This is a genomic window from Deltaproteobacteria bacterium (assembly GCA_019308905.1).
Classification (GTDB): Bacteria; Desulfobacterota; BSN033; order WVXP01; family WVXP01; genus JAFDHF01.
The window spans coordinates 51,958-63,193 of record JAFDHF010000009.1; the positions used below are offsets into that span (position 1 = coordinate 51,958).

Here is an 11,236-nt window from a genome sequence, read left to right on the forward strand (position 1 = left end):
CACCATGTCCTACACCGAGGAACTCAAGAGACTCATAAAGAGGGTGGAAGCCACCCGTATGGCCCGGGTGGAGCGGAAGAGGAGGGGAGAGGAGTACCCCATGCTCTCCCTGGCGGAGAGGGAGGAACGGCTCAGGAAGTACCACCCTGATTTTGTTGAAGGAGCTCGAAGGGAGATCCGGGTGGGACCCAACAAGGGTTATGCCATCTCTCCCGAAATCGCCGATCTTCTTGAGAGCAGGAGCCGGATCGATCCGGACAAGGTAGATCTTTCACGGATCGACTACGAGACAGACGTTTTGATTCTCGGAGGGGGAGGAGCCGGGACTTCTGCGGCCCTGGTCGCTCAGGAGCAAGGTGCCAAGGTAATACTCGCCACCAAGCTCCGCCATGGTGACGCCAACACCATGATGGCTGAGGGTGGAATTCAGGCTGCCTCCAAAGGGACCAAGGATTCACCCTACTTTCACTATCTCGACATAATGGGCGGCGGCCATTTCAAGAATGTTCCGGAACTGGTCAGGACCCTCGTCATGGAGGCGCCCCGTGTTCTCGGCTGGCTCGAGGATTTGGGGTGCATGTTCTCAAAATTCGAGGACGGCCGGCTGAAGACGCTTCATGGGGGAGGAACCTGCCGAAAGCGGATGCACTATGCAGCCGATATCACAGGGGCAGAGATTATGCGGACTCTCAGGGATGAGGCGAGGAACCGGGCAGAGGACATTACCGTGCTCGAGTTCGTTCCGGCTGTTGAGTTGATCCTGAACGAACGCGGCCACTGTGCAGGGGCTCTTCTGTATAATCTGGAGACCGAGGAGTATCTTGTCGTGAAAGCCAAGGCCGTGGTCATAGCCACAGGTGGATCTGGACGCCTCCACATTCAGGGGTTTATGACGACCAACCATTACGGGGCGACCGGAGACGGTCTGATTCTGGGTTACAGGGTCGGTGTGAAGGTCTGCTTTCTCCACACCGTCCAGTACCATCCCACCGGTGCGGTCTTTCCCGAGCAGGCCGAGGGGCTTCTCATCACCGAGAAGTTTCGGGGGGCCGGGGCCAACATACTCAACATCGACGGAGAGCAGTTCGTCTACGAGAGGGAACCCCGCGACGTGGAGTCTGCCTGTTTCATCCGCGAGTGTACGGAGGTGGGCAAGGGTGTGCCCACACCGACGGGCAAGTTCGGTGTCTGGCTCGATTCACCTATGATCGACATTCTCAGGGGGGCGGGAACCGTGGAGAAGGAGTTCCCTGGAAAGCATATCCTCTTCAAGCGCTATGGGATAGACATCTCAAAGGAGCCGATGCTGGTCTACCCCACCCTTCACTACCAGAATGGAGGACTCGAGATCACGGCTGAGTGCGAGACCACGGTTCCGGGACTCTACGTGAGCGGAGAGGTGAGTGGGGGGGTTCACGGGGAGAATCGACTCATGGGGAATTCCCTGCTCGATGTGACGGTCTTCGGAAGGATTGCGGGGAAGAATGCGGCTGTCTATGCAAGGGAGAAGGCCGAGGACGCTCCCCTCACCCTGGATCATGTGAAGCGTCACCACAAGGAAATCGAGGAGGCCGGGATCGAGACCGGCCAGATTTCACCGATGCTGCTGCCAGACTATTCCAATCCAGAGGTCAGAAAGAAACAGCTTACGGCCCATTACCAGGGCACGATCCGCTGACACTCAGAGAGGGTTGATGGTTTTTGGGGCCGGTTTCTTGCCCCGTTTTTTTATTTGTGGGATAAATAAGGAGAGGGTTTCTTACTCTTCTCGGACTATTCGAGGTGAATCATCGGTGAAGATACACGAATACCAGGCCAAGGCTATTTTTAGGAATTTCGGGATACCGGTGCCGGCAGGAGATATGGCGGAATCTCCAGGAAAGGCTCGCCAGATCGCTACGTCTCTGGGCGGAGATAGGATCGTCGTAAAGGCCCAGATCCATGCAGGCGGGCGCGGCAAGGGGGGTGGTGTCCGGATTGTCGGCACCCCGAAAGAGGCTGAAGAGGCCGCGGGTGAGATGCTCGGCATGAGACTGGTAACCCCCCAGACTGGCCCCCGGGGAAAGACGGTGCGAAAGGTTCTCGTTGAGGAGGGCGTGAAGATCCGTTCGGAAATCTACCTGGCCGTGACGGTCGACAGAAGCGCTCGATGTGTTGTGCTGATGGGCTCTGAGGTTGGTGGCGTCGAGATCGAGAAGACCGCCCGTGAGACACCGGAAAAGATAGTGACGGAGCGGGTCGATCCTACCATCGGCCTCAGGCCTTTTCAGGCTTTTCGTCTCGCCTTGAGGCTGAATCTTCCCTTGAATCTGGTAAGAAAGACGGCATCCGTCATATCCGGGCTGTACAGGGTGTTTAATGAGTTGGATTGTTCCCTAGCTGAAATCAATCCACTGGTTATAACGCAGGAAGACGAGCCTGTTGCTCTGGACGGGAAGATCAACTTTGATGACAATGCCCTTTTCCGCCACCCAGAGGCCAAGGAGTTCCGGGACACGGGTGAGGAAGAGCCGCTCGAAGTGGAGGCATCCAAATTCAACCTCAACTATATCAAGCTGGATGGAAACGTGGGCTGCATGGTCAATGGCGCCGGCCTGGCCATGGCGACGATGGACATGATCAAGCTTGTTGGAGGAGAACCCGCCAATTTCTTGGACGTCGGCGGGGGAGCGACGGCCGAGATGGTCAAAGAGGGCCTCAGGATTATCCTCTCAGATCCCAATGTCGAGGCTGTTCTCATAAACATATTCGGGGGAATTCTGAGATGCGACGTCCTGGCCAGGGGCCTTGTTAAGGCGGCCGAAGAGGTCGCGATAGACCTCCCCGTTGTTGTTCGGCTGGAAGGGACCAATGTGGAAGAGGGGCGGAGGATTCTAGGAGAGTCAGGGCTCAACCTTATCACAGCGATGGATATGAATGATGCCGCCGAGAAAGTAATGGCCTCTCTAAGGGGGTCGGTCCACGGCGGCTCATAGTCTCGCCCGCGGTGGGGATTGGATTAGAGGGACTCGGGCGGAGCCGGCGCCTGGTCTCGGAACCCGCCGTGTCGTATCCTGCACTTGAAGGCCTGCGTGGAGTTGCGGGCTTCGAGTTTCACCGAGAGCCTCCAGAAGGAGAATGTGGCCTTGAGTATTCTCATCGACAGCAGTACCCGCGTACTGGTTCAAGGAATCACCGGCAGGGAGGGGATGTTCCATACTCGCCGGATGGTGGAATACGGGACGGAGGTAGTTTCAGGAGTAACGCCTGGCAAGGGCGGGCTGAAGATCGACGGGATTCCGGTTTTCGATACGGTAGCCCGGGCAGTCGAGGAGACAGAGCCTGATGTCTCGGCCGTCTTCGTCCCTCCGGCCTTTGCGGCTGATGCTGTGCTCGAGGCTGGAGAAAGCGGGATTCCCCTGATTGTCTGCTTCACAGAGGGTATTCCTGCCCTTGATATGGTCACTGTCCGCAGCTATCTTGACAGAAGAGGGGTGAGACTCATTGGACCCAACACGCCTGGGATAATCTCTCCCGGCAAATCCAAGGTGGGGCTCATGGCCGGATATATCCACAGGGAAGGCAGGGTCGGGGTCGTATCGCGAAGCGGCACCCTCACCTATGAGGTTGTCTACCAGCTGACAAAGAGAAAGATCGGTCAGTCGACCTGTGTGGGCATAGGGGGGGATCCGATCGTCGGCCTCTCCTTCACCGACCTCCTGGAGATGTTCGCCTCCGACGATGAGACCGATGGAGTCGTCCTTATCGGGGAGATAGGTGGGACGGCTGAGGAAGAGGCTGCTGATTTTGTCAGGAAAAAGATGGGAAAGCCTGTGGTGGCCTTTATTGCCGGAAAAACCGCACCGCCTGGGAGACGGATGGGGCATGCAGGTGCGATCATCAGCGGGGGGAGAGGAACAGCCGGAGAGAAGATGGAGACCCTGGCAAGGGCGGGGATCAGGGTCGTTGAAAATCCCGCCGATGTGGGAGAGGTGATGGCATCGATTTTGAGGGGGTTGTAAGGGACTTTCGAGTTGGACAGTTATCCCTTGAGCTTTGTCGGCCGGCCTGTGGATGTTCTCAAGGGGACTCTTGCTGTTGAGCAGAGGGCGAGGAGATGGCGCTTTACCTAGTCACCGGAGGGGCGGGGTTTATCGGGTCTCACCTTGTGGAGGAACTGGTGGGCCGCAAAGAAGAGGTGAGGGTTCTTGACGATTTTTCCACAGGGAAAAGGGAGAACATCGAGGAGTGGCTCGACCGGATCGAGTTGATAGAGGGGAGTGTAGAGGATGTGGAAACGTGCAGGAAGGCAGTTCGTGGGGTACAGTTTGTCTTGCACCAGGCAGCCCTCTGTTCCGTGCCTCGTTCGGTGGAGAATCCTCTGGCGACCAACAGGAGTAACGTGACCGGTACCTTGAACATGCTCTGGGCCTCGAAAGAGGCAGGTGTCGAGCGATTCGTGTGTGCGAGCTCTTCCTCGGTATACGGTGATTCAGAAGTGCTCCCAAAGGTGGAGACCATGACTCCGGCACCGGGCTCCCCCTATGCCGTCTCGAAACTCGTCAAGGAGCATTACTGCAGGGTGTTTCACCGGCTCTACGGGGTGGAGACCGTGGCTCTTCGATACTTCAACGTGTATGGAAGCCGCCAGGATGCGGGTTCGGCCTATGCCGCAGTGATTCCGGCATTCCTCAGGGCCGTAATGGGAGGGCAAAGGGCGAAGATATACGGAGACGGGGAACAGTCGAGGGACTTTACCTATGTCAGGGACTGTGTCCGGGCCAATCTCTTGGCCTGTCAGGCCCCGGGGGTTGCGGGAGAGGTCTTCAACGTGGCAGCAGGGAGAAGAGTCACCATCAACGAGTTGTATCGCCGTATTGCTCGCCTTATCCAGACGGAGAACGGCCCTGTACATGAGGCCCCCCGACCGGGGGATGTCCGCCACTCACTGGCGGATATCAACAAGGCGAGAGAGCGGCTCGGTTACGAACCGAGATACACTCTGGATCAGGGACTCAGCGAGGCCGTGGAGTGGTACAGACAGCATCTTTGTTAAGACAACAAGCGGCCGATCGAAAACGACTCTGGGTTCAAGACTGCGGAGTTTCCGGGGTGCCCCCTGTTGCATAGCAGAACGTTGCCGGCAGGGTTGTCATTGTCTCAGGCCGGCGGGTGGAAGTTGGGAGGTCGGCCCGGGGGAGGCTCAGAACGGGTGGGAAAGCCCGTTCAGAGAGGAGGAAGGTTTTTCCGGGAACGACCGGTTGAGGTCTTTTGGAAGGAGGTTTGATAGATGGCGACGACCGATCTTGAGGATCTGTTGAAGGAAGCTGAGAATCGGCTTTCGGAGTTGCGAGGGCATCTTTGACATCCCGGGGAAGAAACAGAGGATTCAAGAACTGGACAGAACAATAGCCCGTCCCGACTTCTGGAGTGACGCCGAGGCAGCCCAGGCCGTCCACAAGGAGAGGACCGCCCTTCTGAAAGTGGTCGAAGAGTGGGAAGCTCTCGCCGAAGAACTTGAGGAAGTCAAGATTCTTCTGGAACTGGCCCTCGAGGAGGATGACAGCGAAGCGATCGGAGAAGTGGACGAACGGCTGACAGGCCTGAGGAAGAAGCTGCGCGGCTTTGAACTGCAATGGATGCTCGGCAAGGAGGGAGAGAGCCGCAATGCGATCGTCAGTATCAACTCTGGAGCAGGCGGCACCGAGGCTCAGGATTGGGCCGAGATGCTTCTGCGGCTCTATCTCAGATGGGCGGAAAGACGGGGTTTCAAGACCGAAATTGTCGATATTCTGCCGGGAGAAGAGGCAGGGATAAAGAACGTCACCTTCACGGTCACCGGCCCTTACGCGTACCAGCTGTTGAAGTCGGAGGTGGGGATACACCGTCTGGTGAGGATCTCGCCGTTTGATACGGGAAGAAGGCGGCATACCTCCTTTGCGTCCGTTTTTGTCTACCCCGAAGCTTCCGACGATATCACCATCGAGATAGACGAGAAGGATCTGAGAGTCGACACGTTCAGGTCGAGCGGTGCAGGGGGGCAACACGTCAACAAGACGGATTCGGCCGTCCGTATCACCCATCTGCCCACCGGAATCGTGGTCCAGTGCCAGAACGAGAGGTCTCAGCACAAGAACAAGGCTACGGCTATGAAGATCCTACGGGCGAGATTGTACGAGAGGGAGCTGCAGGAGAAGGCGCAGAAGATGGAGGAGATCCACAGCAGCAAGGACGAGATCGCCTGGGGACACCAGATCCGGTCCTACATCCTTCACCCGTACAGAATGGTCAAGGACCATCGGACTCAGGTCGTGATCGGGGATACCGACCGGGTTCTGGATGGGGACCTGGACGAGCTGATCGAGGCCTACCTGCTGAAGCGGCTGTCGACCGGGCGAGGAGAAGGGGCTTGACTTTTGACCGGATAGAATCTAATATTTTTTTCAAACTTTATAGTCAGTTAAGGGGTTATGGTTGAGAGTGAATTTGAAAGGTTGGGCAAGACGGTCGCGGCGATGGTGGAACGTTTCTCCAAGCTGAAAGAAGAGAGAAACGAGCTCGCGGCTAGGCTCGAACGGAGTGAGAGAACTGTGGTCGATCTCATGAAACGGATCGAAGACCTCAGTAACCAGAAGAAGCAGGCCAAAGGGAGGGTTGACGGACTCATATCTCGGCTGGAAAAGTTCAACCTTTGAGCACGGGGAAAGACATTGGCAAGGCTAGTGGAAGTGACCATTGCTAACGGCCATTACACGATAAGGACCGATGCTGAGGAGAGTTACATCCAATCCATTGCCCGATATGTGAACAGCAAGATCGAAGAGATTCAAAAGGGGACAAAGAGTGTTTCGACCCTGAATGTAATTATTCTGGCTGCCCTCAACACGGCAGACGACCTGTTCCGTGAAAGGGATAAGAATCGCAAGTCTATGGAAGAAATAGAGAATCGATCAAGGCATCTGATTGAGATGATCGAGAAACAGATGTAGCCCATTTTTCTGCTACAGGGAGGACTATACGAGCTGCACCCATGGAGTGTTCCGGCGGGAAGCGGTTGTCTGGGTGGATGAGCCTCACGAGCAAGCGGTATGCTTAGTACTGGGGATATAGAGAGGGGATCGCATTGTTGGCGAGCCATTCTGCAGATATCTATCAGTCAGCGGGAGGGAGGGTCCGGCCGGACCCTCCGTTGTGTCGGCTTTCAGGCATGGTTTGTCATGAATCGATGAGTAGATATCCGTGGGCCTTTGTACGCTGACCCCTCCGGAGGATATATCTCTCGATAGCAGCGATCTTCTATCCGCCGTAACTCCGCCTTGGCCCAAAGGGCCACCCTCGTCGCCCCCCATGGTCTCCATATGTCCCTTCCCAAAGGAGGTGTTGACCCCATTGAAGATATCCATCGATATCGTGATCCTCTTGACCTCTGTATTGCTGCTGGTGGGACTGGTTGTCGGGTTCCTCATCCGAAAGAAGCTGGCCGAGGCCCGGCTCGGTTCTGCAGAGCAGCAGGCTGAGAAAATCATCGAAGAAGCGACCAAGCAGGCCGAGATCCTTAAGAAGGAGGCGCTGTTACAGGCAAAAGACGGAGTGTACCAGGCCAAAGCGGATTTTGAAAGGGAGACTCAGGAGAAACGGCGAGAGATGCAGGCTCTTGAGAAGAGGCTCTTGCAGAAGGAGGCCAACCTGGAAAAGAAGGTCGAGCTTCTCGATTTCAAGGAGGTTGAAATCGCCAAGAGGGAGAAGGCCCTCTTGCAACAAGAGAAGCTTGTGGTGGAACAGGAGGCGAAATATAGGGACCTCCTGGACAGGCAGAGGGCCCAGTTGGAAAAGATCGCCCAGATGTCTGCGGAGGAGGCCAAACGGGTTCTCATGGAGTGGATGGAGAGCGAGGCAAAGCACGAAGCCGCCAAGGAGATAAAGAGAATCGAAGACGAAACCAGAGAGAACGCGGACAAGAAGGCAAAGGAGATTATCGGACTTGCGGTTCAGCGTTACTCTGGAGACTATGTGACTGAAAAGACCGTATCTGTTGTAACTCTTCCCAACGACGAGATGAAGGGCAGGATCATCGGGCGGGAGGGGAGGAATATCAGGGCCTTGGAGGCCGTAACGGGGGTGGATCTGATCATCGACGATACTCCGGAGGCGGTGATTCTGTCCGGTTTTAATCCAATCCGGAGGGAGATTGCGAGGATCTCCCTTGAGAGGTTGATCAGTGACGGGAGGATTCACCCGGCTCGAATCGAAGAGATCGTTCAGAAGGTTGAACAGGAGATGGAAATCTCTATCAGGGAGGCCGGAGAGCAGGCGACCTTCGATGTGGGAGTCCATGGCATTCACCCGGAATTGATCAAATTGATCGGCCGGCTCAAGTACCGGACGAGCTATGCCCAAAACGTGTACCAGCACTCGCTGGAGGTGGCGTTCCTCTGTGGAATCATGGCTTCGGAACTGGGAGTTGCTGTGAAACAGGCAAAGAGGGCGGGGTTGCTCCATGATATCGGAAAGGCCCTCGATCACGAGGTTGAGGGCTCCCACGCGAAGATCGGAGCCGACATCGCCAAGAAGTTCGGCGAGTCGAAGACGGTGGTTCATGCTATCGCCGCCCATCATGACGAAGAAAAGCCGGAGACCCTGCTCGATATTCTCGTTCAAGCCGCCGATGCCCTTTCCGGTGCAAGACCCGGGGCTCGGAGAGAGATGCTGGAGACCTATGTCAAACGCCTCGACGATCTGGAGAAGATCGCCAAGTCCTTCCCTGGAGTGGACAAATGCTATGCCATCCAGGCTGGTGGGGAGCTTAGGGTGATTGTGCAGAACGAGAGGATCTCCGATGAGGATGCGGTAATGCTCAGCCGGGACATTGCAAAGAGGATAGAGAAGGATCTCACCTACCCAGGCCAGATCAAGATCACGGTCATTCGAGAGACGAGGGCTGTCGAGTACGCGCGATGAAGGCCGGAAGGGACGATTCCCGGGGTGAGGCAGGGTGCGGGTGAGTTCGACAGTGAGAGGGGAGGTAGGCGGGTTTGACAAATGCCCTTGATGTTCTCATTGAACGCGGATTTGTGGAGAAGACCACCGACGATGCGGCTCTGAGGAGGGTCTTGGAGAGGCCTGTCACCTGCTACATCGGTTTTGACCCGACCGCATCCAGCCTTCAGGTGGGAAACCTGGTTCAGATCATGTCGCTCGTCCACATGCAGCGGCTGGGACACCGGCCGATCGCTCTGGTGGGAGGGGGAACAGGCCTGGTGGGAGACCCGAGCGGCAAGACAGAAACGAGGCGGATCCTAACCAGAGAGGTGATCGATCAAAACGCCGAATCCTTCAAGCTGCAGCTTTCCCGGTATCTGGATTTCTCCCGCGGGAGGGCTTTGCTTCTCAACAACGCGGACTGGCTGGTAAAGCTCTACTACATCGAGTTTCTCCGTGATTTCGGCGTCCATTTCAGTGTAAACCGGATGCTCAGTTATGAATCGATCAAGCGCGGGCTGGAAAGGGGGCTCTCCTTTCTCGAATTCAACTATCAGTGCCTGCAGGCCTATGACTTCTGGTATCAGTTCAAACATTACGGGTGTGTGCTCCAGATGGGGGGGAGTGACCAATGGGGCAACATCGTAGCCGGAATCGATCTGATTCGACGCCTCGAAGGAGAGCAGGCTTACGGGATCACCACCCCTCTCATAGAGACAGCCGGTGGCAAGAAGATGGGGAAGACCGAAAGCGGAACGATCTGGCTGGACGGGGAAAGGACGAGTCCCTACGAGTACTACCAGTTCTGGATCAACATCGATGACCGGGATGTGGAGCGTTTTCTCGGGCTTTTCACGTTACTGCCGATGGAGGAGGTTCGGGGGATAGGGGAGGCAGGGGAGAGCCGGCTCAGGACCGCCAAGACGGTACTCGCATTCGAGGCAACAAGAATGGCCCACGGGCTGGATCAGTCAGTCATGGCTTGGAAATCGGCGATTGCGGCTTTTGGGAGGAGGGATCTGGACCCTGCGGTCCTTCCCTCCAGTGGGCTTCACCGCGTCTCCGAGGAATATTCGGGGGTCGCCCTCGACGTCAAATCAAAAGATACCGCGATTCCAACGACCTTTGTAAAGAAGGAGTCTCTGGATCATGGGATTCCGGCTTTTGAGTTGTTCCAGATGGTGGGGCTCTGTCGATCGAGTAGCGAAGCCAGGAGGCTGATCGCGCAGGGAGGGGGGTACGTGAACCAGAAGAGGATCGAGGATTTCGGCCAAACCATCAGCTCTAATGATCTGGAGGACGGGGTCCTGATTGTCAAGGCCGGCAAGAAGAGAGTCCATCGCATCCGAGTCGAGTAGTGAATCCCTTTCTCGTGGGAATGGACGCGGAATTGGAGGAATTTCCCCACTTTTCGAAGCACATTTTTCTAAGGTGTCTTGATTTCTGGGGAGATCTCTCGATTCTCAAGTGGAAATCCCTTGTTCCTTCGCTGCTGGGCTCACGCGGTGGACGCTCGGGTTTCGCGGGCGTGGAATTCGTGCTCCTCCCTCACGAACACGACTCACGAACACAACTCACGAACACGAGTCACGAACACGGCCTCTCCCCTTACCGCTCAACCTCGATGAGTGCCCCAGAGCTTCCGCAACGTGGCCCTGGAACAAGAGGTTTTCACAAAATGGGGGGAGCTCGGTGGAATTGCTCTTGACAGAAGCATGGGGAGCGCTTATATTTTGTGTTGCGATTGCTGGATGAAGATCTTGACAAAGGAAAATCTTCAGGTATAATTTAGAATGCTGAGTTGTCGCTCTTTGAAAACTGAATAGGGAGCCACAAGGCTTTGGGTCCTCAACAGTTCTCGATTTAACTGGAGAGTTTGATCCTGGCTCAGAACGAACGCTGGCGGCGTGCCTAACACATGCAAGTCGTACGAGAAATCCCGCTTCGGCGGGAGAGTAAAGTGGCGCACGGGTGAGTAACGCGTGGGTAATTTGCCCTTGAGACCGGGATAACCTTGCGAAAGCGGGGCTAATACCGGATAAGACCACGACCCGTCCGCGGGTAGCGGTAAAAGCTGGCCTCTACATGTAAGCTAGCACTCAAGGATAAGCCCGCGTACCATTAGCTTGTTGGTAGGGTAATGGCCTACCAAGGCGACGATGGTTAGCTGGTCTGAGAGGATGATCAGCCACACTGGAACTGAGACACGGTCCAGACTCCTACGGGAGGCAGCAGTGGGGAATCTTGCGCAATGGGGGAAACCCTGACGCAGCAACGC

Annotated in this window: 9 protein-coding genes and 1 rRNA gene; all 10 read left to right on the forward strand. The window is 56.2% G+C overall.

Features of this window, described 5'->3' with window-relative positions; genetic code table 11:
• Nucleotides 1-4 precede the first annotated feature (4 nt).
• The gene (locus JRJ26_05400) at nt 5-1,678 is read left to right on the forward strand and encodes an FAD-binding protein (protein ID MBW2056915.1); all 1,674 of its coding nucleotides are present in this window, start codon (nt 5-7) and stop codon (nt 1,676-1,678) included.
• Nucleotides 1,679-1,793: 115 nt separating this feature from the next.
• Nucleotides 1,794-2,975, forward strand: a complete 1,182-nt coding sequence (gene sucC, locus JRJ26_05405; protein MBW2056916.1) for an ADP-forming succinate--CoA ligase subunit beta — start codon at nt 1,794-1,796, stop codon at nt 2,973-2,975.
• 150 nt (nt 2,976-3,125) lie between these two features.
• On the forward strand, nt 3,126-4,001 hold the full coding sequence (sucD, locus tag JRJ26_05410; protein MBW2056917.1) for a succinate--CoA ligase subunit alpha: 876 nt from the start codon (nt 3,126-3,128) through the stop codon (nt 3,999-4,001).
• 95 nt (nt 4,002-4,096) lie between these two features.
• Nucleotides 4,097-5,035 carry an SDR family oxidoreductase gene (locus JRJ26_05415; protein ID MBW2056918.1) on the forward strand — a complete coding sequence of 313 codons (939 nt, stop codon included), beginning with the start codon at nt 4,097-4,099 and terminating at the stop codon, nt 5,033-5,035.
• A 271-nt stretch (nt 5,036-5,306) separates the two neighbouring features.
• A complete protein-coding gene (gene prfB, locus JRJ26_05420) occupies nt 5,307-6,392 on the forward strand; it encodes a peptide chain release factor 2 (GenBank protein MBW2056919.1) in 1,086 nt (361 codons plus the stop codon).
• A 57-nt stretch (nt 6,393-6,449) separates the two neighbouring features.
• The gene (locus tag JRJ26_05425; GenBank protein ID MBW2056920.1) at nt 6,450-6,674 is read left to right on the forward strand and encodes a hypothetical protein; all 225 of its coding nucleotides are present in this window, start codon (nt 6,450-6,452) and stop codon (nt 6,672-6,674) included.
• Nucleotides 6,675-6,689: 15 nt separating this feature from the next.
• Nucleotides 6,690-6,968, forward strand: a complete 279-nt coding sequence (locus JRJ26_05430) for a cell division protein ZapA (GenBank protein ID MBW2056921.1) — start codon at nt 6,690-6,692, stop codon at nt 6,966-6,968.
• A gap of 406 nt (nt 6,969-7,374) precedes the next feature.
• A complete protein-coding gene (gene rny, locus JRJ26_05435) occupies nt 7,375-8,937 on the forward strand; it encodes a ribonuclease Y (GenBank protein MBW2056922.1) in 1,563 nt (520 codons plus the stop codon).
• A 74-nt stretch (nt 8,938-9,011) separates the two neighbouring features.
• Entirely contained in the window at nt 9,012-10,316 is a 1,305-nt protein-coding gene (locus JRJ26_05440) for a tyrosine--tRNA ligase (protein MBW2056923.1), read from the forward strand.
• 506 nt (nt 10,317-10,822) lie between these two features.
• A 16S ribosomal RNA gene (locus tag JRJ26_05445) occupies nt 10,823-11,236 on the forward strand; the annotation flags it as partial.